This is a genomic window from Streptomyces mutabilis, assembly GCF_014649815.1.
GTDB classification, from domain to species: domain Bacteria; phylum Actinomycetota; class Actinomycetes; order Streptomycetales; family Streptomycetaceae; genus Streptomyces; species Streptomyces mutabilis.
This window is the reverse complement of sequence record NZ_BMTT01000027.1, coordinates 22549-45116: the sequence shown is the minus strand read 5'-3', so window position 1 is coordinate 45116 and position 22568 is coordinate 22549. Positions and strand designations below refer to the sequence as shown.

At 70.4% G+C, this 22568-nt stretch carries 17 protein-coding genes and 7 pseudogenes; 17 read left to right on the top strand and 7 right to left on the bottom strand.

All coding sequences use genetic code 11. From position 1 onward, the window contains the following. The 9 genes from IE142_RS31835 to IE142_RS31795 all read left to right on the top strand — a co-directional run bounded on the left by IE142_RS31835 (position 1) and on the right by IE142_RS31795 (position 11060). A complete protein-coding gene (locus IE142_RS31835; protein ID WP_052412444.1) occupies positions 1–414 on the top strand; it encodes an ester cyclase in 414 nt (137 codons plus the stop codon). After that, positions 411–1262, top strand: a complete 852-nt coding sequence (locus IE142_RS31830) for an SDR family oxidoreductase (RefSeq protein ID WP_191888937.1) — start codon at positions 411–413, stop codon at positions 1260–1262. Before IE142_RS31835 ends, IE142_RS31830 begins: the two co-directional genes overlap by 4 nt. A gap of 113 nt (positions 1263–1375) precedes the next feature. Beyond that, positions 1376–2788: a cytochrome P450 gene (locus IE142_RS31825; protein WP_191888936.1), complete on the top strand. Its 1413-nt coding sequence runs from the start codon at positions 1376–1378 to the stop codon at positions 2786–2788. Beyond that, entirely contained in the window at positions 2785–4296 is a 1512-nt protein-coding gene (locus IE142_RS31820) for an aldehyde dehydrogenase family protein (protein WP_191888935.1), read from the top strand. The genes IE142_RS31825 and IE142_RS31820 overlap by 4 nt, the downstream gene beginning before the upstream one ends. A 1-nt stretch (position 4297) precedes the next feature. Then, entirely contained in the window at positions 4298–5545 is a 1248-nt protein-coding gene (locus tag IE142_RS31815; RefSeq protein ID WP_191888934.1) for an FAD-dependent monooxygenase, read from the top strand. Positions 5546–5563: 18 nt separating this feature from the next. Continuing rightward, positions 5564–6583, top strand: a complete 1020-nt coding sequence (locus IE142_RS31810) for an NADP-dependent oxidoreductase (RefSeq protein ID WP_191888933.1) — start codon at positions 5564–5566, stop codon at positions 6581–6583. 55 nt (positions 6584–6638) lie between these two features. After that, complete coding sequence (locus tag IE142_RS31805; protein WP_191888932.1) at positions 6639–7994, top strand: NAD(P)/FAD-dependent oxidoreductase; 1356 nt, start codon at positions 6639–6641, stop codon at positions 7992–7994. An 18-nt stretch (positions 7995–8012) separates the two neighbouring features. Beyond that, on the top strand, positions 8013–8819 hold the full coding sequence (locus IE142_RS31800; protein ID WP_191888931.1) for an SDR family NAD(P)-dependent oxidoreductase: 807 nt from the start codon (positions 8013–8015) through the stop codon (positions 8817–8819). Positions 8820–9881: 1062 nt separating this feature from the next. Next, on the top strand, positions 9882–11060 hold the full coding sequence (locus IE142_RS31795) for an IS701 family transposase (protein WP_191888930.1): 1179 nt from the start codon (positions 9882–9884) through the stop codon (positions 11058–11060). A 451-nt stretch (positions 11061–11511) separates the two neighbouring features. On the opposite strand, the gene IE142_RS31790 is transcribed toward IE142_RS31795, so the two are convergent. The 3 genes and pseudogenes from IE142_RS31790 to IE142_RS31780 form a co-directional block, all read right to left on the bottom strand. Beyond that, positions 11512–12282 carry a class I SAM-dependent methyltransferase gene (locus IE142_RS31790; RefSeq protein WP_229831061.1) on the bottom strand — a complete coding sequence of 257 codons (771 nt, stop codon included), beginning with the start codon at positions 12280–12282 and terminating at the stop codon, positions 11512–11514. Between the two features lie 111 nt (positions 12283–12393). After that, a pseudogene (locus IE142_RS31785) lies at positions 12394–12763 on the bottom strand (helix-turn-helix domain-containing protein); the annotation flags it as partial. A 154-nt stretch (positions 12764–12917) separates the two neighbouring features. Beyond that, positions 12918–13886, bottom strand: a complete 969-nt coding sequence (locus IE142_RS31780) for a LysR family transcriptional regulator (RefSeq protein WP_191888929.1) — start codon at positions 13884–13886, stop codon at positions 12918–12920. A gap of 170 nt (positions 13887–14056) precedes the next feature. Here IE142_RS31780 and IE142_RS31775 point away from each other — a divergent pair, with 170 nt between their 5' ends. From IE142_RS31775 to IE142_RS31765, 3 genes and pseudogenes are all read left to right on the top strand, one after another. After that, positions 14057–15178, top strand: coding sequence for a PrpF domain-containing protein (locus IE142_RS31775; RefSeq protein ID WP_191888928.1), 1122 nt, complete (start codon positions 14057–14059; stop codon positions 15176–15178). A 107-nt stretch (positions 15179–15285) separates the two neighbouring features. After that, positions 15286–16539, top strand: coding sequence for an SLC13 family permease (locus IE142_RS31770; protein ID WP_229831053.1), 1254 nt, complete (start codon positions 15286–15288; stop codon positions 16537–16539). Between the two features lie 394 nt (positions 16540–16933). Continuing rightward, positions 16934–17362 (top strand): annotated as a pseudogene (locus IE142_RS31765) (transposase); the annotation flags it as partial. A 21-nt stretch (positions 17363–17383) separates the two neighbouring features. Here the strand turns inward: IE142_RS31765 and IE142_RS31760 are convergent. Next, positions 17384–17923 (bottom strand): annotated as a pseudogene (locus tag IE142_RS31760) (IS5 family transposase); the annotation flags it as partial. Here IE142_RS31760 and IE142_RS31755 point away from each other — a divergent pair. Further along, positions 17919–18364 (top strand): annotated as a pseudogene (locus IE142_RS31755) (transposase); the annotation flags it as partial. The pseudogenes IE142_RS31760 and IE142_RS31755 overlap by 5 nt on opposite strands. A gap of 37 nt (positions 18365–18401) precedes the next feature. On the opposite strand, the pseudogene IE142_RS31750 reads toward IE142_RS31755, so the two are convergent. Continuing rightward, positions 18402–18731: pseudogene (locus tag IE142_RS31750) on the bottom strand (IS5 family transposase); the annotation flags it as partial. Between the two features lie 41 nt (positions 18732–18772). On the opposite strand from IE142_RS31750, the pseudogene IE142_RS31745 reads away from it, so the two are divergent. Next, a pseudogene (locus IE142_RS31745) lies at positions 18773–18880 on the top strand (transposase); the annotation flags it as partial. A gap of 21 nt (positions 18881–18901) precedes the next feature. On the opposite strand, the gene IE142_RS31740 reads toward IE142_RS31745, so the two are convergent. Beyond that, positions 18902–19522, bottom strand: coding sequence for a hypothetical protein (locus IE142_RS31740; protein WP_191888927.1), 621 nt, complete (start codon positions 19520–19522; stop codon positions 18902–18904). Between the two features lie 100 nt (positions 19523–19622). On the opposite strand from IE142_RS31740, the gene IE142_RS31735 reads away from it, so the two are divergent. Beyond that, on the top strand, positions 19623–21041 hold the full coding sequence (locus IE142_RS31735; protein ID WP_191888926.1) for a serine/threonine-protein kinase: 1419 nt from the start codon (positions 19623–19625) through the stop codon (positions 21039–21041). 38 nt (positions 21042–21079) lie between these two features. Here the strand turns inward: IE142_RS31735 and IE142_RS31730 are convergent, their stop codons facing one another. Then, entirely contained in the window at positions 21080–21667 is a 588-nt protein-coding gene (locus IE142_RS31730) for a TetR/AcrR family transcriptional regulator (RefSeq protein ID WP_191888925.1), read from the bottom strand. A gap of 493 nt (positions 21668–22160) precedes the next feature. Here IE142_RS31730 and IE142_RS37720 point away from each other — a divergent pair. Together IE142_RS37720 and IE142_RS37090 are read left to right on the top strand one after the other, a co-directional pair. After that, a pseudogene (locus IE142_RS37720) lies at positions 22161–22277 on the top strand (transposase); the annotation flags it as partial. A 63-nt stretch (positions 22278–22340) separates the two neighbouring features. After that, positions 22341–22514: an integrase core domain-containing protein gene (locus IE142_RS37090; RefSeq protein WP_229831049.1), complete on the top strand. Its 174-nt coding sequence runs from the start codon at positions 22341–22343 to the stop codon at positions 22512–22514. Positions 22515–22568 lie beyond the last annotated feature (54 nt).

Genomic DNA, 22568 nt, shown 5'->3' with positions numbered 1-22568 from the left:
ATGACCAGCGACCACCGCCGCCTCCTGGAGCACTACTACGAGGCCTGCCTGAACAAGGGCGAACTCGACGCCGTCTACGACAAGGCCGTCCCCGGACACATCAGCCACGGCACCGTCGCCGAGGGCTTCGAAGGCGCCGAGCACCTGCGCGAATGGGTGCGCATCCAGCGGGCCTCCTTCCCCGACCTGCACGTCACCGTGGACGAGTGGATCGAGGAAGGCGACAAGGTCGTCCAGCGCTTCACGGCCCGGGGCACCCACACCGGCGAGGACTACCACGGCATCCCGGCATCCGGCCGCCCCTTCGAGATCTGGGGCATCGTCATCGACCACTTCGAGAACGGCAAGATCGTCGAAAGCTGGTTCTCGATGGACGGCATGGAACTCGCCCGGCAGCTCGGAGTGTTCGGATGACCGCGGAAGTCGCCCTCATCACCGGCTGCTCCTCCGGGATCGGCCGGGCCACCGCACTGCGCATGCACCAGGCCGGCCTGACGGTCGTCGCCACCGCGCGCAAACCGGACACCCTGGCGGACCTGGCCGGCCTCGGCATGACCACGCTCGCCCTGGACGTCACCGACCCCGGCTCCGCCCGCGCCGCGGTCCGGGACGCCACCGAACGGCACGGCCGGATCGACGTCCTGGTCAACAACGCGGGCTACGGCCTGTCCGGCACCTTCGAGGAGACCGACCTCGACCGGGTGCGCGACCAGTTCGAGACCAACGTGTTCGGCCTGATCCGCCTCACCCAGCTCGTACTGCCCGGGATGCGGGAGCGCGGCCGGGGCACCGTCGTCAACGTCTCGTCCATCTTCGGCCGCTACGCGGTCCCCGGCAGCGGCTTCTACGCCGCCGCCAAGCACGCCGTGGAGGCTCTCAGCGACGCCCTGCGCCTGGAGACCGCCGCGTTCGGCGTCCGGGTCTGTGTCGTCGAGCCCGGCCCCGTGCGCACCGCCTGGGGCCGCACCTTCCTGGACCATCTGCCCACCGGCCGCCCCGGCTCTCCGTACCAGCGCTTCCACGAGCGCACCGCCGCCTACTACGAGGCCATCTACGACCGCACCGAACGGACCCTCGCCGGAACGTTCGCCATCGAGGCGGACCAGGTGGCCGCCACCATCCACAAGGCGGTCCGCGCCCGGCGGCCACGCGCCCGCTACCCCGTCGGCTTCCTCGCCGCGAGCACCCTCGCGCTGCGCCGCATGGTGCCCGACTCCGTCTTCGACCACGCGTTCATCCGCAGGCAGTTCCCGGTGCCGTGAAACGTCCGCCCCCCGACCCGGCGCCGTGAAACGTCCCCCCCGACCCGGCGCCGTGAACCGTCCGCCCCCCGACCCGGCGCCGTGTACCGGCCGACCCACGAGGTGACCACACCATGACCAGCACGCCGCGCACATCCACCGCACGCCCGGTACCGGGCCCCCGCGGCATCCCCGTCCTGGGCAGCCTTCCGCAGTGGAAGAAGTCCACCGCCGAGTTCCTGCTGCGGGTCCAGCGCGACCACGGCGAGATCAGCCGCATCAAGCTCGGCCCCCAGGAGGTGTACCTGGTCTCCGATCCGGAGGCCGTCGGCCGCGTCCTGAAGGACAACAACGGCAACTACGTCCGCGGCACCCTCTACGAGCAGTTCCGCATCGTCATGGGCGACGGACTGCTGACCACGGACGGCGACTTCTGGAAGGCGCACCGCAGAGCCGTCCAGCCGGTGTTCCTGCGCAAGGCGGTGAACGCGGTCGCACCCTACGTCGTGGACGCCACGCGCGAGATGCTGGACGAGTGGGAGGAGCGGGCGCGCCGCGGCGAGCCCGTCGACCTGGTCACCGAAACCCTGCGGCTCACCCTCGTCACCCTCAGCCGCTCCCTGTTCGGCTACGACGTCCGGCCCGCGGTCCCCGTCCTGAAGGACGTGGTGGACAACGTCATCGAGGTCATGTTCAAGCACGGCTCGGTCACCGAGATGCTGCCGTCCTGGGTACCGACCAAGCGCAACCGGACCATCGCACGCGACCGCAGGATCTTCACTCGTCTGGTCACCGAGATCCGCGAGCACCACGCGGCGACGGGCGAAGGCCGGCTCATGGAGCTGATCGAGGCCGCCACGGACCCGGTGACGGGACAGCGGTGGACGGACGACGAGGTCCGCGACGAGATGCTGACCATCTACCTCGCCGGACACGAGACCACCGCCGTGTCCCTGCTGTGGACGCTGCTGTCGGTCGCCAACAATCCGGCCGTCCAGACAGAGATGGACGACGAGATCGCACGCGTCCTCGGCGGCCGGGAGCCCGGTCCCGACGACGTGGAGGAACTCCCCTACACCCGGCAGGTCATCGACGAGAGCCTGCGCCTGTACCCGCCGATCTGGGTCTACCCGCGCGACGCCGTCGCCGCAGACGAACTGGGCGGCTACCACGTGCCGGCCGGTTCCTCCGTACTGCTGTCACCCCTCGTCTCGCACCGCAACCCGCGCCACTGGGACAACCCCGAGGCCTTCGACCCGCACCGCTTCGACCCGGAACGCGTCAAGGAGCGGCCCCGCATGACGTACTTCCCGTTCGGCGCGGGCGCCCGCATGTGCATCGGGAACTTCATGGCGCTGCTGGAACTCCGCATCGCCGTCGCCATGATCAGCCAGCGTTTCCGGCTGAGCCTGCTGCCGGGCAACTTCATCCGGTACGGCGACACCTCCGTCTCCCTGCGGCCGATGAGCGAGGTCCTCGTACGCCTGCACCCCCGGGACCTGGACGGCCGCCACGGCCAGGCGCCGTCCGTGGCGGTGGGCGCATGACCGTCACCGCCCCCGACCAGCTGGTGTCGGCCGACCCGCGCGACGGCCGCACCCTGGGCCGGTACCCTGTGCACGGCACCGCCGAGGTGTTTGAACGCGTCGCCGCCGCGCGGGCCGCCGCTCCCGCCTGGGCCCGGCTCGGCCACGCCGGCCGCGCCCGGGACCTCGACGCCTGGCGACGCCTGATCCTGCGCCGCGTCGGCGAACTGGTCCGGCTGATCTCCGCGGAGACCGGCAAGACCAGAGCCGACGCCCAGCTGGAGGTGATCCTGGTCGCCGACCACCTGCGCTGGGCGGCCGCCCACGCCGGCCGGGTGCTGCGGCCCCGCCGGGTTCCCACCGGCGTGCTGATGTTCCACCACACCGCCACCGTCGAGCACCATCCGCTCGGCGTCGTCGGAGTCATCGGACCGTGGAACTACCCGGCGTTCATCCCCGTCGGGCCGGTCGCCCACGCCCTGGCCGCGGGAAACACCGTGGTGTTCAAACCCAGCGAGTACACGCCGGCCGTCGGCGCCTGGCTGGTCGCCACCTTCGCCGAAGCCACCGGCCGGCCCGACGTGCTCCAAGCGGTCTTCGGCCGTGGCGACACCGGTGCGGCACTGTGCCGCTCCGGTGTCGACAAGATCGCCTTCACCGGATCCACCGAGACCGGAAAACGGGTCATGGCAGCCTGCGCCGAGAACCTGACCCCCGTCCTCCTGGAGTGCGGCGGCAAGGACGCCGTCATCGTCGACCGGGACGCCGACCTCGACTCGGCCGCGGACGCCGTCGTCTGGGGCGGCCTGGCCAACGCCGGCCAGACCTGCATCGGAGTCGAACGCGTCTACGTGCACCAGGACGTGGCCGACCGCTTCACCGAAACCGTCGTCGACCGGGCGGCGGCCCTGCGCACCGGGCCCGGACCGGACGCCCACATCGGCCCGATGGCCACCCCCGGGCAACCCGGCATCGTCCTGGACCACATCCGCGACGCCCTGAGCCGTGGCGGACGCGCCCTGCTCGGCGGCCCGGAATCGGTCCGCGCCCCCTACGTGTCGCCGGTGATCCTCGCCGACGTCCCGGAAGACGCGGACGTGCTCACCCGGGAGACCTTCGGCCCGGTGCTCGTGATCAACCGAGTGCGTTCCGCGGCCGAGGCCGTGGAACGGGCCAACGCCTGCGCGTACGGGCTCGGCGCCGCGGTGTTCTCCCGCACGCAAGCCACGGCCATCGCACGCCGGCTGCGCGTCGGCATGGTCTCCGTCAACTCCGTCCTCGCCTTCGCGGGCATCCCCGCCCTGCCGTTCGGCGGCACCGGCGCCTCCGGCTTCGGCCGTGTCCACGGCCCCGAGGGCCTGCGCGAGTTCACGCGCACCCACTCGGTGGCCCGGCAGTGGCTGCGGCCACCCGTCCAGCCGCTTTCCTTCCGCAGATCCGACCGGACCATGGACGCCCTGGTCCGCCTCGTCCGCGTCGTCCACGGCGCCGGCCGCGGCGGCCCACGACAGCAGCCAGGGAGCCGCTGACATGGGAATCCCCAACGAGACCGACGTACTGATCGTGGGCAGCGGACCGGCCGGCGCGCTGCTGGGCACGTTGCTCGCCCGCCGCGGCGTCGACGTCCTCGTCGTCGACAAACAGCCCGACTTCGAACGCGACTTCCGCGGCGAGAGCCTCGCCGCCCCCTCCGTACTGGCACTGCGCGCCCTCGGCTTCGGCGACGCACTCGAAGCCCACGGGTACCTGAGCAGCACCGGTGTCGCAATGTGGCTGGAGGGCCGCCAGGTCTTCCACGTCGACTACCGGCGCTTCGCCATCGGCACCCTCCCGATCGAGTTCCCGCAGCCGCCGCTGATCCGCATGCTCCACGAGGCGGCCACCGGCCTGCCGCAGCACACCTTCGCCGCGGGCACCCGTTTCACCTCGCTGATCGAACACGACGGCGCCGTGCGCGGCGCGGTACTGCGCGGGCCGGACGGCACGACCACCGAGGTGCGCGCCCGCCTCGTCGTCGGCGCCGACGGGCGCTTCTCCAAGGTCCGCAAGGCAGCGGGCCTGGACCCGTCGGTACTGCAAGCCGAACGCGACCTGCTCTCCTTCCGGCTGCCCCGCCCGGACGGGTGGGAGCTGCGCTCCGAACTCGTCGTCGACCGCGACCGGCACCTCGCCGTTCTGCCGACCTACCCGGACGCCCTCCGGGTCAGCCACAACCTGCCCAAACGAGGGCTCGGCGCCCTGCGCGCGGAGGGATTCGACGCCTTCCGGGAACGGGTGGCGGCCATCGACCCCCGCCTCGCACCGCTGGTCCGCACCCACCTGCACTCCTGGGAGGACACCAGTTTCCTGGAGGTCTTCAACGCCTCGGTGAGCCAGTGGGCCCGCGACGGGCTGATCCTCGTCGGCGACGCCTCCCACACCGCGACGCCCACCCTCGGCCAGGGCGTCAACCTCGCCATCCAGGACGTGGTGGGCCTCACCCCGCTGATCGCCTCCGCCCTCGCCGACGGGGCGCGGGACGGCGTCGTACGGGCAGAGGTCTTCGCCGCGTTCATCACCGCCCGCCGCAAGCACAAGGAGTTCGTGACCGCCTTCCAGCGCCGCCAGGAGGCGTCCCTCGCCCTGCACACCCCGTGGCAGACCTTCCTGCGCCGGGCCCGCATGCGCACCCTCGACGCACTGCCCGTCAAGTACCGGGTCTTCGACCGGCTGCTGAACCAACCGCACCCCGTAGACCCCGTCGACCTGCGCCGGCCCCCGCACCACCCGGCCCCCTGACCCCGAAGGACACCACAGATGCTCGAACCGCCCGCCACCACCCGCGCCTGGCACCTCGTGGCCCGCCCCGTCGGCGAACCGTCCCCGCAGGACTTCGCCCTGCGCGAGACCCCCCTCGCCCCGCTCGAGGACGGCCGGCTCCTCGTCCGCAACGCCTACTTCTCCGTCGACCCCTACATGCGCGGCCGCATGGGCGACACCCCCGGCTACGCCTACTTCCCGCCCTACGCGCTCGACGAGCCGCTCGCCGGCCACGCCGTGGGCGAGGTCGTCGCCTCAACGGCCGAGGGATTCACCCCCGGTGACCACGTGCTGCACTTCGCGGGCTGGCGTGAGCACGCCGTCGTCCCGGCCGCCGAGGCCACCCGCGTCGACCCCGAGGCCGCCCCGCTCACCGCCTACCTGAGCGTGCTCGGCATGACCGGGCTCTCCGCCTACGCCGCTCTCTTCCACGTCGCGTCCTTCCGCAAGGGCGACACCGTCTTCGTGTCCGGCGCCGCCGGAGCGGTCGGCAGCCAGGCGGGCCAGATGGCCCGGCTCAAGGGAGCGACCCGGGTCATCGGCTCCGCGGGCAGCGACGAGAAGGTCCGGCTGCTCGTCGAGGAACTCGGCTTCGACGCCGCCTTCAACTACCGCACCGCACCGGTCGCCGAGCAGCTCGCCCAGGCCGCGCCCGACGGCATCGACCTCTACGTCGACACCGTGGGAGGCGACCATCTCGAAGCCGCGATCCACGCCATGAACGAACACGGCAGGATCGCGCTGTGCGGGGCCATCGCCCAGTACAACGACGTCGAGGCACCGCCCGGGCCCCGCAACCTCGCCCAGGCCATCGGCAAGCGGCTGACCCTCCGCGGCATGATCGTCACCGACTTCCAGGACCTCCTGCCGCGCTTCACCGAGGAGGTCACCCCCTGGGTCCGCTCCGGTGAACTCACCTGGCGGGAGACCCACGCCGACGGCATCGACAGCGCTGTGCGGGCCTTCCTCGGCCTCTTCCGCGGCGACAACGTCGGCAAGACCCTCGTACGGCTCTGAGCCGCCGGCCGGAGCACGCCGGCCGACACATGGCGACACAGGAGGAGAGGAACGGATGAGGGGCGACAGCGGTCACGCGGTCGTGATCGGAGCGTCGATGGGCGGGCTGGCGGCGGCCCGCGTGCTCGCCGAGCGGTTCGGCAGGGTGACGGTCCTCGACCGCGACACCCTGCCCGGCCGGGCCGAGCCCCGGCGCGGAGTGCCGCACGGCGACCACGGGCACGCCCTGCTGCTACGGGGCAAACAGCAGCTGGAAGAGCTGTTCCCGGGGCTCGAGGCCGACCTGCTCCGAGCAGGCGCGGTGCCCTTCGACCCCGGCCACGACCTCCTCATGCACCAGATGGGAGCACTGCGACGCCGCTTCCGCAGCACCGGCCGGGGAATCAGCCTCACCCGCGCCCTGCTGGAGGCCACCGTCCGGTCCAGGACGGCGGCCCTGGCCGGCCTGGAGATCCGCGACCGGACCACCGTACGGGCCCTCGCCGGCACCCCCGACCACGTCACCGGGGTGGAGCTGCACACCGGCGAGACGCTCCGCGCCGATCTCGTCGTCAACGCCTCGGGACGCGGCGGGGCCCCGGCCGACCCCTTGCTGAGCGGCCTCGGCTGCCAGGCTCCCGAGGTCGACGCCGTCAAGGTCGACGTCGGCTACACCACCCGCCTCTACCACCGCCGCTCCGGCGAACGCCTCGCCGACGGCGGACTGCTGCACCTGATGGCGGGCGCCCGTGGCGACAAGCGGGCCGCGGCCGTGTTCGCGGTGGAGGACGACCGGTGGATGGTAACCCTGGGCGGCTGGCACCGCACCCACGCCCCCGTCGACCCGGCCGGCTTCACCGAGTTCGCCGCCGCGCTGCCCAGCCGGGCGGTCCGCGACATCGTGCGGGACGCCGAACCGCTGGCCGCATCCCCGGCTCGCAAGTTCACCTTCCCCGCCGCGCGCAGGCGCCGGTACGAGCGGCTGCGTACGCCGCCGTCCGGGTACGCCGTCATCGGCGACGCCCTGTGCAGCCTCAACCCGCTGTACGGGCAGGGCATGACCCTCGCCGCCCTGCAAGCGGCGGCTCTGGGCCGTACTTTGGACCAACACGGCGGCACGGGCGCCGCCATGGCCCGTACGTACTTCGCCACCGCCGCACGCGCCATCGACGGCCCCTGGCAGATGGCGGCCGGCAATGACTTCACACACCCGGAGACCACCGGCCCGCGGCCGCGCGGCACCCGGTTCCTCAACTGGTACACCGGGCGGGTCCTGCTGGCCAGTCACGTCTCCGCGCCGGTCAACCGCACCCTCATGGACGTCCAGCAGCTCCTCGTACCGCCGACCGCCGTGCTCCGGCCCCGCACGGCCTTGCGCGCGCTGACGGCGTCCCGTCGCTCTCCGGCCCTGTCCACCACCCAGCACACCTGAGCAGAAGGAAGCCGAACCATGTCCGAGAACTTCACCGCTCCCGAGCCCCCCGCAGCGGGAAGCGGCGCGACCGCGCCGGAGGGGTTCGCCGGCCGGACCGCCCTGATCACCGGCGGAGGCTCCGGCATCGGCCGGGCCGTCGCCCTCCGGCTCGCCCGGGCCGGGGCGGCCGTCGTGGTCACCGGCCGCGACCCGCGGAAGCTGGAGAAGACGGCTGCCGAGATCACCGCCGAGGGAGGCCGCGCGCTCGCCTTCGCGGCGGACGTCACCTCCCCGGACGCCGTGGCGGCCTCCGTCCGGGCCGCCGTGGACACCTTCGGCGGGCTGCACCTGGCGGTCAACAACGCCGCGGTGCCCGGGCCCAAGGGCATCACCGGGGAGTTCCCGCCCGAGGAGTTCGCGCGGGTCATCGCCACGAACCTGACCGGCGTCTTCAACTGCCTCCACCACGAACTGCCCGCCATCGTCGCGTCCGGCGGCGGCGCCGTCGTCAACGTCGGGTCCATCCTGAGCGTGAAGGTGCTGCCCGGCTCGCCGGCGTACACCACCGCCAAGCACGGCCTGATCGGCCTCACCAAGACCTCCGCCCTCGAATACGCACCCCTGGGGGTACGGATCAACGCGATCGGTCCGGGATTCGTGGACACCGAGTTCCTCGTGGACTTCGACGACGAGGCCAAGCGCTACTTCAGGGACCTGCACCCGGCGGGCCGGTTCGGCACCCCGGAGGAGGTCGCCGAACTGACCGCGTTCCTGCTCTCGGACCGGGCGTCGTTCGCCTACGGCGGCTTCTACCCCGTGGACGGCGGATACGCCGCGGCCTGAACGGATGCTTCCGTCCCGGGCCGGGGATCGCCTCCCGGCCGGGCGGCACGATGCCCGTGCCGAACAGCGCACGGCGCGACCCGGCGGTGGGGACGGTGAAGTCCGTGCCGGACATCTCCTCCCGGGTGATGTCGTCGGCGCGGACCTTGCCCACCAACTCCGCCGTGGCCCGGCGATTCCGTCGACGTCGGTGCCGAGGCAGGCGACGGTGCCCGACCCGGCGGGGCCGACTCGGGCACCGGAATCCCGGTCTCGGCGGTGCCGCCGAGCGACCTCAGCCGGCGGGTGCCGGAGCGCTCGGCGGCGGAATGCACCAGGACCGGCAGAAGAGCTGCGTGTCCGGATCCTTCGCTTGCTGGGACATGGCGGTGCCTTTCTCGTTCCGGGAGCCATCGCAGAACCCTTCTTGTTGAAGCGGTCCGGCAATGGCTCATGAGCGACCGGGCGTGCGGGTTTACCCGGCCGGAGGCGGGATGACAAGACGTCCCCCGGAGACACATGACTTTCCGGCAAGCGGAATCAGATTCCGGAGCGAACCTATGAGCCAGGGAATCGAAGGTCAACGAGATTCCGAAGTTACGATCGATGATCGATCACTTCTGGCCATCATCTAAGCCGCCCCGCCTGCCTGGAGCGGTACTCGCACAGAGGGTGTTGAGCGACGTCTGATCATCCGTTAACGTGCCGAAGGAACCATGGGCGAGGGCGTGCTCCTGCCACCTCGCCGAAACGGTTCTGTTCCGCAGCCGGGTGCGGGCCCGGCTTCCGTCGCACTGAGACCGCGACAAGACACGCTTTCCGGCATTCGCCCAAGCGGCAGCCCCTCGGCCGTTGATGGACCACCTGCGTTGAAGGACCACCTGTACCAGACGCTCCCGCGGCCGCTGCCCGGCGGACGTCCGGTACGCGGCCAGGAGGCAGCCAAGCCCTGGGCACGTCTTGAACAGAGCGGCGCACAGCCGTCACAGCATGGGGGAGTTCGTGATCGTGCCATTCAGCGAGGACGGAACTAGTCGAGAAACGTACAGGAACTTCCGTTCCCTGCCCTGTCCTACGGCACACATGCCGCAGGACACGAAGGAGACCGTCACACGGCAACTGGCCGCCGTGCTGTTCGCCTCCCTCGCACGGCGGGACCAGCGGAGCAAGGGTGAACAGTACCTGCGCGGACTGCTGCAGGCACAAGGCCGGAAGTCCATCCGCAACATCGCGGCCAACGTCGGCGGCCCCACCGTGGAACAGGGCCTGCACCACTTCATCAGCAGCTCCACCTGGGACTGGATGCCGGTGCGCCAGGCGCTGGCCCATTACCTCGCGCACGTCGAAGCGGCACGGGCATGGGTGGTGCAGCCGATATCGATCCCGAAAGCCGGAGAACACTCCGTCGGCGTCCACCGCGGGCTGGACCCACGTCTGGGGTCCTTTCGCGGGCAGCGCGCGTTCGGTGTGTGGCACGCCACCGGAGAACTGAACGTCCCGGTCAACTGGCGCCTGTACCTCCCCGGTTCATGGGTGCGGGACGACACCAGAAGACGCCGGGCCGACATACCCGACACGGCCGACGAGCAGACCCTGGAGGACTGCGCCGCCGCGGCCTTCCTGACGACCGCTAGCTCCTGGGGATTACCACCCCGGCCGGTCGTGCTCAACACGGATGTCCGCCGCGTCCAGCACACGCTCGGCCAGTTCACGGACGCGGGCGTGCCGGTGATCGCGCGGATCAGCGGAGCATCCCAGCTCGCGGTGGACGACCCCGAACTCTCCGCCCGCGTCGGCGGTGTGCTGGAAGCCCTCGAGATCCTGGACTCGGCCAAGAAGCTGCGCAGACCCGTCGAGTGGACCGAGAAGACGGGACAACTGGACGTCCGACGCAGTTCACTGGCGGTTGCGGTGCGGGTCGGCTGCACGGACCCGGGTAACTCGCGCACACCTTCCGCGGACGGTGCGCGCCACCTCGTGCTCCTGGGAGAATGGCGACATCCGCAACACTGTCCGGGGGCGCTGTGGGTGACCAACATGACATCGGTGCCGGCCAGCGCCCTGCTGCGGCTGACAAAGCTGGGCTGCCGAGTCGAACGGGAATCGGCTGCGGCCGGCAAGAGCGCCGGACTCAAGGACTACGAGGGCCGCACGTTCCGCGGCTGGCACCGGCACATCACCCTGGCCTCCGCGGCACACGCGGTCACCACCTTGACCGACATGGCGGACACCGCGGACAACCGGACCTCGCGCTCCGCCTGATCCACCGGACGCCCGCCACAGGCGACCCCGGCCGGTAGTTCGCCGGACCTGTGTGCCAGGCGCGGCGTAGCTGCGGCCGCTGTCGCGGATGTGCGAACGGCGTTCGTGTCCGACTGCCCGGAGGTGGTGCCGACCCACCTCCGGGCAGTGCTGCTGCCACCCTTCCCTTCCCCCTTTCCCCAAGCCCAGGGCCGAAGGAAGTGCAGGCCGGATCCCGCGTTCCCCTGCACGCGTCACAGACCCCGGCGCAGGTGGGTGCTGTCCCCGTCAAGACGAGGACAGCGATCCTTGTCGCCGTGTGCAACGCCCCCATCGGGCTGGCCGAGTGCATCCCGGTCGTTGGGCATCTGGCGGACTACCCGATCAGCGTGAACTACTGACGCCCTGCCACCCCTGCTCCTGACTGGACGGCAGGCGGGGACAGGCGGGTGTTCGTGGCGAATCGTGGAGGCTACGAGACGGGTCGTTTGACGCGTAGGACGTGCTGGTCGTGGCGGAGGACGTATCCACCGTCGCCGTCCTGTAGGTGCTGGTGGACGTATGCCGTGACGGCACCCCGGGTGGGGGAGGTGCCGCCGGGGAGGCTGAGATGGAAGTCCGCGACGGTGACGGTCTCGTCCAGATCGCCACTGCGGTAGCGGGCGGGTACGGTGTCCAGCTCGATGCCGCCGACCAGGCCGGACGGAAGGGCGGCCAGTTCGTCGGCCAGTTGCCGCAGGTCGTAGCGGAGCCCCGTGAAGTGGTGCACCATGCGCATACAGGGTCCGTCGGGGTTCTGCAGCAGGACGAGCAGGAGACCGCCTGGCGCCAGCCATTCCATGATGCGCGACACCGTCGCCACCCACTGGGCGCGCGGGACGTAATACAGCACATGGGAGAGGAGGGCCAGATCGGCCCGCGCGTCGACCGTCGCCTCCAGAACGGGTTCGGCCAGCACCTGCGCCTGCGGGCACGCCAGTGCCAGGGCGCGCCGCATCGGCTCGCTCGGTTCGATACAGATGGTCCGCTCGAAGTGCGGGGCGAGTTGCCGGGTCGTGGTGCCGTCGGCGGGGCCCACGTCCAGCAGCACCCGCCGGGCGGGCAGCTGTTCCACAAGGCCCCGCAGGTAGGCGTGAGTGACGGTCTTCTCGTCCGTTCCGGCGAGGAACCGTGTGAAAGCTTCCCGGTAGGCGTCCTCCTGCGTCCGCAGCTTCCCCGCTTGCGCGTCCTTCTGCAGTTCCACTTCTGTGCTCCCTTCGCCTGAAGGCGCATGACGGTCGGGCGTGCTACTGGCAATCCGAAGCGACCGTGACATGGTCAGCCCGGCTACGTAGCCGCCGCCACAACGCCTACGAAAGACGCGAGGGCGTGTTCGACGGTGATGCGGTCGGCGGACCTGGATCTCGGTGGCATGCAGCCGCAGCTCGATGCCCTCGGCCTGAGCGTAGGCGAAGAGGTCCGCCAACGTCCGCAACCGCAGGCCGGGACGGTCGGGAACCGCGCACCCCCGCTCGGCCAGGAGCGTACGTATCTCTGCCATAGCGCGGGTGATGGTCGAGCGGTCGACGCCGAACAGCGGCCCCAGTACCGAGTGCGGCAGGTCATGCCGCAGATGGATCAGCGTGGCCACCAACCGGTCGACGAAAGACCAGCTGGTGGCGGGCGCCTGCTCCCGCGGCCCGCTTCCTGGCCCCACCTCGTGCAGCATGGCGACGACCCTCGATCGAGCCCGAGGTCACATGCCGCACCGTTGGCGGCGGAGGCGGCGCCTGCGGTGGGGCAGCACGCAGGGTGGCGATGTCGGACGGCGTGGGCACGCACGCCATCTCCAGCGCAAAGGGCAAGCGACGCGCCCTCGCTTTTCTTCCGCAGTGGTTCTCAGACGCGTCCGGGTCCGCCTCGTCGCACAGCGCCGAGCTGAGTGCGGTCGAGGCCGGCGTCGGTGAACTTCTGTGCCACCGCGCGCAGTACGCGGGCCATGGCCTGGGCGGGTGGGGTCGCGGCGCGGGTCGCGGCGCGGGCGAGCAGGATGCGGCGGGTGGGAGCGGGCACGTCGGAGCCGAAGGGCAGCAGGCGGACGTCGCTGCGGCGGCTGGTGAGGGCGAGTCGGGGAGCGAGGGCGATGCCGAGTCCGGCCGCGACCATGGCCTGTGCCTCCTGGTAGTCGTGTGAGGCATAGGCGATACGCGGCTCGAACCCGGCCCGGCGGCAGCTGCGGCGCAGAACGTCGGCGACGGGATGGTTGTCGGCGCGGATGATCCACTCCTGATCGGCGAGGTCGCCGAGGCGCAGTGCCGGCCGGGTGCGCAGCGGGGAGTCGGCGGGCACGACCAGCACGGTCGGGTCGTCGAGGAGGTGCGTGACGGTGAGGGCGTCGTCGTCGACACGGTTCCACTCGTAGTCCCACAGCAGTGCCTGCTCGACCTCGCCCGTGTGCAGCATCTCGCGCAGCTGGTCGAGGACTCCGGCACGTACCACGATCCGCACGGCGGGGTGACGGTGGCTGAACCGGGTGAGGGCTAGCGGCAGCAGTGAGGCGCTGGCGGTGGGGAAGGAGCCGAGCCTGAGAGTGCCCTGGTCGAGGTCGGCGAAGGACTCCAGATCGGCTTCGGCTGCGCCCAGTTCCCGGCGGATGACCCGGCCGCGCTCGGCCAGGGCGGCGCCCGCGGGGGTGGTGCGGATGCCGCGCGGCAGCCGTTCGATCAAGGGTTGTCCGGCCTCCCGTTCCAGCAGGGACATCTGCTGGGAGGCGGCGGAGGTGGTCATTCCCATCGCCTCCGCGGCGGCGGTGAGCGAGCCGCGCTCGGCGGCCTCGGTGAGCAGCAGCAGACGGCGCACGTTCAGCATGCGGCGAGTTTAGTTGAGCTAAACCATAGTGAAGAAATCTGCCATTGTGCCCAAGTCGCGCCTCTGCGAAGGTCGTCGCATCCGCCGAGCGGTTCACCGGATCGCAACATGCCCGTAACCGTCCGCCCGGCGCTCTCCTTCCCCATGAGACACAGGAAGAGCCCGAAGCCGTGCACACTCCCGCGACCCTGGTACGTGGCGGCACCAGCAAGTGCTGGTTGTTCAGCCAGGTCCACGTCCCCACCGACCGCAGCGATTTGGAGAAGCTGCTGGTCGCCGCCTATGGCTCCACCGACCCGGTGGAGCTGGACGGGGTGGGCGGAGCGACACCGACCACCTCCAAGGCCGCCGTCGTCGGCGTCTCACCCGAGCCCGCCGTGGATGTCGACTACCTCTTCGCGCAGGTCGGCATCGGCACCGGCACGGTGGAATGGACCAGCAACTGCGGCAACTGCGCCACCGCCATCGCCCTGTACGCAGTAGCGAAAGGGCTGGTGCCCGTCACCGGTGACCGCACCCGCGTGGTGATGCGGAACAGCAACACCGGCGCCCTGCTGGAAGGCGTGGTGGACACCACGGGCGGCGTGGTGCACGAGTTCGGCGATCAGACCGTGCCGGGCACCCGGGCCGGCGGCGTGGCGGTCGGCCTCACCTTCCTCCGCCCGGCCGGCGGCACGACGGGCTCGCTGCTGCCCACCGGGCGGGCGGCCGACGACCTGCGGCTCGGCACCGCGGCGCCGCAATGGGTGAGCATGGTGGACGCGGGCGCTCCGGTGGTTCTCGTGGACGCGCTAGGCGCCGGTCGCACCGGCGCCGAGACCCTGTACCAGATGCGCGCCGACGTGCCGTGGCTGCGCGCGGTCCGGCACGCGGCCGCACCGCTGATGGGACTCCTCGAGCCGGGGCAGGAGCCCGGCGACGCCGTACCCAAGGTGGGCCTGATCGGCCCTCCGGTGCCGTACACCACCACCCTGGGCGAACCCGTCGCCGCCGAGGACTACGACGTCTCGGTACGCATGCTCACCATGAACGCCCCCCACCCGGCGATCGGTCTTACCTCCGCCGTCGCCGTCGCGGCCGCGGCCCTGCTGGAGGACTCCGTGGTTTCCCGGGCCGCCGCTAAAGAGCGCGGTGAATGGCTGCGCCTGGGCACCCCCGCCGGCGTCGTGGCAGTCCGCTGCCCGGACGTCCGCGACGGCGTCCCGGAGCGGGTCACCGTGCAGCGGGCCGCCCGGCTGCTCGCCGACGCACGCATCTACGTACCGGAACCGGGAGCACGCAAGGCTTCCTGACCGGGACGCACCTCACCTCGGGCGGCCGGTCCCCAGCCGTCCACACCGGGGTAGCCTCGCGCCCTCAGGGCGCGCACTCCCGTCCCCTCCCGCACCAAGGAACAAAGATGTCTCCTGAAGTGATCTCCATAGGCGCGCTGCTGGTGATGTTCGTGATCGGCACCGTACTGCCGATCAACCTGGGCGTTCTTGCCTTCGTCGCGACCTTCGCGGTCGGCACCGCCTCGCTTGGCCTCACCGAGGACGAAATCTTCGAAGGCTTTCCGGTGAAGCTGTTCGTGACGATCGTGGGGGTCACGTATCTGTTCTCCGTCGCCCGCCGCAACGGCACCATCGACCTGCTCGTCGCGGCGGGCGTGCGGCTGGTGCGCGGGAAGGTCGCGCTCATCCCGTGGGTGCTGTTCCTGGTTGCCGCCCTGCTGACGGCGTTCGGCACGTTCACCCCGGCCGCCGTCGCGATCCTCGCGCCGATCGGCATGAACTTCGCCTACCGCTACAAACTGAACCCGCTGGTGGTCGGCATGATGGTGATCAGCGGCGGCCACGCGGGCGCGTTCTCCCCGCTCGCCGTCTCCGGTGCGCTGGTCCTCGGCCTGGTCGACAAGACTGAACTGCACGTGTCTCCCGTCGCGCTGTTCACTGCCAGCTTCGTGATCAACCTGATGCTGTCACTGCTCACCTACGCGCTGCTGGCCAAGCGTCCTGTTCCCCTCGCCGAAAGAGACGACACGACCGCAGACGACGAGGATCTCGCCGTCTCCGGCAGGCCCGACTGGCGTCAGTGGCTGACTCTGGGCTGCCTGCTCGCCCTCGTCGTCGGGGCGCTCGGCTTCCACCTGGAGATCGGTTTCCTGGCCCTGGTCGCGGGAGCCCTACTGGCCCTGGTGGACATGAAGCGACAGGAAAAGGCGGTCGAGGGCATCAGCTGGTCCACGCTGCTGCTGGTCGCCGGCATGATGACGTACATCGCGATGCTCGAGAAAGCCGGCATCATCGAGGAGATCTCCGAGCACGCCGCGGGCCTGGGCGCCCCGATCGCCGTGGCCCTGCTGCTGTGCTTCACCGTGGCCATCACCTCGGCGCTCGCCTCGTCCACCGCGATCCTCACGGCGATCATCCCCATCGCCGTGCCACTGCTGCTCTCCAGCCACCTCAACGCAGCCGGGCTGATCGCCGCCCTGGCGGTGTCCACCACGATCGTCGACACCTCCCCCTTCTCCACGAATGGTGCGCTGGTCCTGGCCAACGCCCGTGGCGTCGACGCCCGTCGTTTCTACCGTCAGGTCATCAGCTACACCGGCGGCATCGTCGCCCTCGGCCCCGTCGTCGCCTGGGGTGCCCTCGTTCTGCCCTGGTCATAGAGCGCAGGACGGCGAGGAAACGTCGGCCGGCCGCTCGGCGCGATGATCGCGTCGAGCGGGTCTGTACGGTCTTCGGCGTGATCGTGGAAGAGCACCTGATGAGCGAAGTGACTGCCTCTATACAGGCGGTTGAAGAGGTCCGGCCGCTCTGCCCGTGTCCCTTGGCCGGAGTGAAGGAGGAAGGGACGGGCGGGATGGGCGGCGCGGCCGGGGACCGGCGCGCGCTCAGCCGGTTGCGCGTCGGCCGGGCCCGCCGCGCCTCGCCGCCGTCGGCCCGGCGGCGGAGCTGGACCCGAAGTTACCGGCGCCCCGGTGCTGTCCTTCCGGTGCCGAACCCCACCAAGGGGGGACTGTGCATCGTTCGGTGTAACTCCCGATCATGGAGGATGCATCGATGACCAGTGAGAACGTGGCCGAGTACGAGGCCGGCGAGGCGGCAGCGGCTGCGCTGCCCGAGGCTGTGGACGACCAGCTGATCGATGAGCTGGTGGGCCGGGCCCAGGCCGAGGGCCTGCAGCTGACCGGCGAGGGTGGGCTGCTCCAGCAGCTGACCAAGCGGCTGCTGGGGTCCGCCCGGGAAGGCGAGATCACCGACCATCTCGGCTATGACAAACACGATCCGGCAGGCAAGAACGGCGGCAACTCCCGCAACGGCAAACGCTCCAAAACGGTCCTGACCGACGTCGGGCCGGTGGGAATCACCGTGCCCCGCGACCGCGACGGCTCCTTCGAACCGAAGATCGTCAAGAAGCGGCAGAAGCGCCTGACCGGCGTCGACGAGATGGTCATCTCGCTGGCCGCGAATAGCCTGACCACCGGCGAGGCCTAGGCAGTTTCGTTTGGATCACCGGGTGGACCAGAGGAAGATGCCCGCGATGTGGAGTCCGGCCAGGTAGATGGTGGCGGTCTTCTCGTAGCGGGGGGTGGCGATTCCTCGCCACTGCTTCAGTCGGTTGATGCACCGCTCGACGGTGTTGCGCTGCTTGTAGGTCTCGCGGTCGAAGGCCGCTGGCCTGCCGCCTCGGCTGCCCCGACGGAGCCGGTGCCTGCGCTGGTCTGCGGGGACGGGGATCACTGCCCGGATGCCGCGCTTGCGCAGGTGCTCGCGGATCGCGCGGGAGGAGTACGCCTTGTCGGCCAGGACCACATCCGGCCTGGTGCGAGGCCGTCCTCGCCGACGGGGAACGCGTAGGCGGGCCATGACCTCGGTGAAGGCAGGTGCATCACCGGCTTGTCCGGCGGTGAGAACGAACGCGAGGGGACGGCAGCGGGCGTCGGCCGCGAGGTGGATCTTTGTGGTCAGTCCGCCGCGGGAGCGGCCGATGGCATGGTCGCCGGGTTCGCCGGCCGGGGCCCCGTTACCTTTTTCGTGGCCCCGCAATGCGCTCACCGCCGTGCTCGACCAGCGCCGACTCCTCGCCGCCAGGATCGAGGAACTTCTGGAGGCACACCCTCTTTCCCAGGTCCTGACCTCGATGCCCGGCATCGGGGTCAGGACCGCAGCCCGCATCCTGATCGACGTCGGTGACGGCAGCGGCTTCGCCACCGCAGGCCACCTCGCCTCCTACGCCGGCCTGGCACCCGCCACCCGCCGGTCCGGCTCCTCGATCCGCGGCGAGCACCCGGCCCGGCGAGGCAACAAACAGCTCAAGCGAGCCTTCTACCTCGCCGCCTTCCTTCACTGTCCCAGCCCGACTCCCGGGCCTATTACGACAGGAAACGACGGGAGGGGAAACACCACGTCGCCGCGATTGTCTGTCTGGCCCGACGCCGCATCGACGTCCTCTTCGCCATGCTCCGCGACGGCACCTTCTACGCACCGCCCAAGACACCGCTTGACGAAAGCCATAGGGGCACTTTTTGCGGGCCCCGGCCGCGTGCTGATGGGCCCGCACGATCGTGGAGTCGACCGAGACCGCCCAGTTGAGGTCCTCGTCCGCGTCGGCCTGGGCCACCAGGGCGGTGAACACCCGCTCCCAGGTGCCGTCGACGGCCCACATGCGCAGCCGGTTGTAGACACCTCTCCAGTTGCCGTACCTCTCCGGTAAATGGACCCACTGCGTGCCGGTCTGGAACTTGTAGGCGATCGCGTCGATCACCTCACGATGATCGCGCCAGCGGCCACCCCGCTTCGGTGTCCGGTCCGGAAGTAACGGCTCGATCCGCGCCCACTGCGCGTCAGTCAACGGCACACTCAGACCAACGACCGACTGATCCAAACGAAACTGCCTAGGCCCACCTGACCGAGGTCTATGGCGCCGACGTCTCCCGCCAGACTATCTCCACCATCACCGACAAGGTCCTCGAGGGCATGGCCGAGTGGCAGAGCAAGCCCCTCGACACGCCCTGACCCAGGGCTCGTTCAGTGGCCCCGGTTCGACCCGGCGCGTCCGGGGGATCCGGGTTGGGAGACGGTGACGGGCGAGGGTGGGTCGGGCAGGGTCTGCTGGATCCTGGCGATCTGGTCGAGGAGCTGTTCATTGAGCTGGTCGCGGGCGTGCTCGGCGCGGGCCACGGCGAGGGAGGCTTCCAGAGCGCGCTCCCGGGAGACGCCCTGGGCGACGCTGCCGAGCAGGTCGCGGCGGAGGAGCTGGGTGGCTTCCTCCAGACGGGCGAAGGCGTGGGCAGCGGCCTGCTGGGTTGCGGGTGAGCGCTGGGCGAAGAGGGGGTGGAGGTAGTGGGCGTCGATCGCCGGGACGCCGACCGCCTTGATCTCCGCGTCGAACGTGTCCAGAGTCGGGGCCCGGCCCGCCGCGAGGTCCTGTTCGGCGCGTTTGAGGACGTCGATCCAGTGCCGTCCGGTGACCCGCAGGCTCGTCAGTCGTGCGATCTCGGTGTCGACGGCCTGCCGAGTGCGTTCGGCCTCGGTGTCCGAACGCCGCCACCACCGTTCCAGGACCGGCACGCTCACCATGGCCACCGCGCCCAGTACTGCCCCGACGACCGCGCCGACCAGTCCGTAGAGCGCTCCCGTGTCTGCCATGAGTCCAGTGTGCCGTAACAGAATTGACGGTGTGTCGAGTTTCGGTCCACTTACACCTAGGCTGACGGCTGATCACGGGGACGTGAAGAGGGGATGCGCTGTGGAGCGACTGCAGGCGGACGACCCGGGGTGGGCGGGAGATTACCGGCTGCTGGCTCGGGTGGGCTCGGGTGGAATGGGTCGTGTCTACCTCGCCCGCAGGCGGAACGAGGCACCGTGGGTCGCGGTGAAACTGGTGCGGGCGGAATTCGCACAGGACGGGGAGTTCCGTGAACGCTTCCGACGCGAGGTGAGCCTGGCTCGCAGGGCGGGCGGGGCGTGGACCACGCCTGTGCTGGACGCCGACACCGAGTCCTCCCGGCCGTGGGTGGCCACCGCCTTCGTGCAGGGGCTGTCCCTGGACCGGGCCGTACAGCGGCACGGGCCGCTGCCGGAAGCCTCGGTACGGTTGCTGGTGGCCGGTCTGGCCGAGGCCCTCGACGGTGTGCACAGCCGGGAACTGGTGCACCGCGATGTCAAGCCCGCCAATGTGCTGCTCGCACTGGACGGTCCCCGGCTGATCGACTTCGGAATCGCCCGGGCCACGGACGCCTCGGCGGCGCTGACCCGCACCGGAGTGGTCGTCGGTTCACCGGGCTACATGTCTCCCGAACAGGTCATCGGCGGCGAAGTCTGCTCACCGACGGACGTCTTCACGCTGGGCGCGGTGCTGGTGTTCGCCGCGACGGGCCATGGCCCCTTCCCCGGGGACGGGGCGGCCAGCCTGATGTACAAGGTGGTGCACGAGGAACCGGATCTGGGCGGCCTGTCGGGTCGGTTGCGGGAGATCGCCGCCGCCTGTCTGGCCAAGGACCCGGCGGCACGCCCCGCGGCCGGGGAGATAGCCCGTACGCTGGCGCCTGAGGGAACCGCGTCCCTGGCCGGAGCGGGTTGGTTGCCCTCGCCGGTCGTGGCGGACATCCAGGTTCTGATGCGGGAACTGGTCAATCTGCCCGCCCCTGCCGACACCGTGCGCACTGAACCCGCCGGCCCACCGCGCCGACGCAAGGGGCCGCTTCTCCTCGCTGCCGCCGCCGCGCTCGCCGCGTCGGCGACGGTGTTCGTCGCGGTGCAGGCAGGAGGTGACGGCGGCGATGGCGGTGACGTCCCTGGGGCGTTTCTGGGTACCTGGGAAGGGCAGCTCACGACCAGACGTGACCTGCCGGGCGGCACCCTGCGCATCACGATTGCGCAGGGCACGGTCGGTAATGTCGTCTCGACCGACGCGGCGGTCTCGATGCAGGGCGTCAGCTGCACCAGTGACGTCCTGTTGACGACGGCCGAGGACGACCGCCTGGTCCTGGAGACCCGGCCGAACGAAAGCGGCGGATCCAACCCCCTGAACCTGTGCGTAGAGAGCACGGAGACAGCTCGCGTCACGCTCCGGGACGACGGTCGCCTGCACTACGCGTCCTTGAGTGAGGAGGCGGGATTTCCCGAGGGGAACTTGAGCAGGGCCGGTGAGGAGCCCGCCGCCTGACCGGCTGGCAGCGGGACAGTGGCGGTCCCAGGAGCGGGTCAGTCGGTAGCGCGGTAGCCGAGCCCGCGGTGGGCGAAGGTGGTGAGAGTGTCGCGCAACTCCTCCTCCTCGGCTTCACTGTGATCGCGGGTGAAGAGCAGGTAGCAGGTTCGTTCACCCATCCAGGCAAGGGCCTCCAGCCGGGCACGGTCCTGCGCGGGATCGCCCCCGACCAGTCCGCGGGCGCGGTCGTGGGCGACCGCCCGGCAGGCCAGGTCGATGCCGTGCTCCATCAGAGAGACCCACACCTGCCGGTACTCGGCACGGGCGGACAGTTCGACACCGACGCGGAAGATGTGGCCGTGGCGGCGCCAGTTGTCGACCTGAACGTCGACGGCCCGTTCCAGGCTGGTGGTGTCCACCGCGTCGCCGGATGCCTCGAGGCCGGTGTAGATGCGCCGGGTGGCTCGTTCGATGACGGCGCACACCACCTCCTCCTTGGAGGCGAAGTAGAAGTACGCAGCGGAACGGGTGATCCCCGCCCGCTTCGCGACAGCCTCCATCGTCAGCCTGGCGACCGACGACCGACGGAGCATCTCTTCCGCCGCGTCGAGCAGCGCCTGCTCCCGCAGATCACCTTTGCTCACTTTGGCGTGGCGTCGATCCGCCGAACGCGCCTCATCGGACTGACTGTTCATGGCCGCTGAGACTACGCCCCGCACGGTCCCCACGATCCGGGGGAGGCGGCTTACGACCGGGAGCGGAAACTGACGGGACTTGCACAGAACTTGACGGAGCGTTGACAGCTATCGACGTACCGTCGAACATGGAGATGGTACAGCTGAGGGACCGGGCTTCGACCGGCCCGCGCACCAGCACCAACCGTCGAAAGCACCCGGGTCCGCGTCCGCCGTGGGACCACGTTGGGTCCTTGTCTCGCCTTGTGTCAGTGCTGGTTACGCGCCCGCGAAAGAGGACCGGGGCAAGAGGAAGGGAACTGATATGCCCATCTACGACGAGGGTGAGCTGTACTGAGATTTGTGGAGTCCCTGATGCCAGGGTTACCGTCCTGGCGAAGGAGAACTACCAGCACCATGGCAGCACTCCCGTAAATACCCCGACGAGCTCCGCGAGCGCGCGATCCGTGAGGTCCGCGCCACCGGCCGCCCCATCGCCCACGGCGCCAAGGATCTGGGCATCCACAAGGAAGCCCTGCGCGGCTGGGTCCGCCAGGCCGAGGCCGACCACGGCGAACGCGACGACCGGCTGACCACCGACGGGCATCACGAGCTGAAGCAACTCCGCAAGGCAGTAGCGGAGTTGAGGCGGGCGAACGAGATCCCTCAGGGCCGCTTTGGTGTTTTTTGGTCGATCTTCCAGTGGATCACCTGGTACAACGAAGAACGCTTCCACTCCGCGCTCGACTACATACCGCCCGCCGAGTACGAGGAAGCCTTCTGGCGGAGCCAGGAGCAGACCCCGCAGTCCGCCTGAAACAAGATCACCGGACTCTACAGGACTCGGGGCATCCCAGTGGCCCGCGGGCCC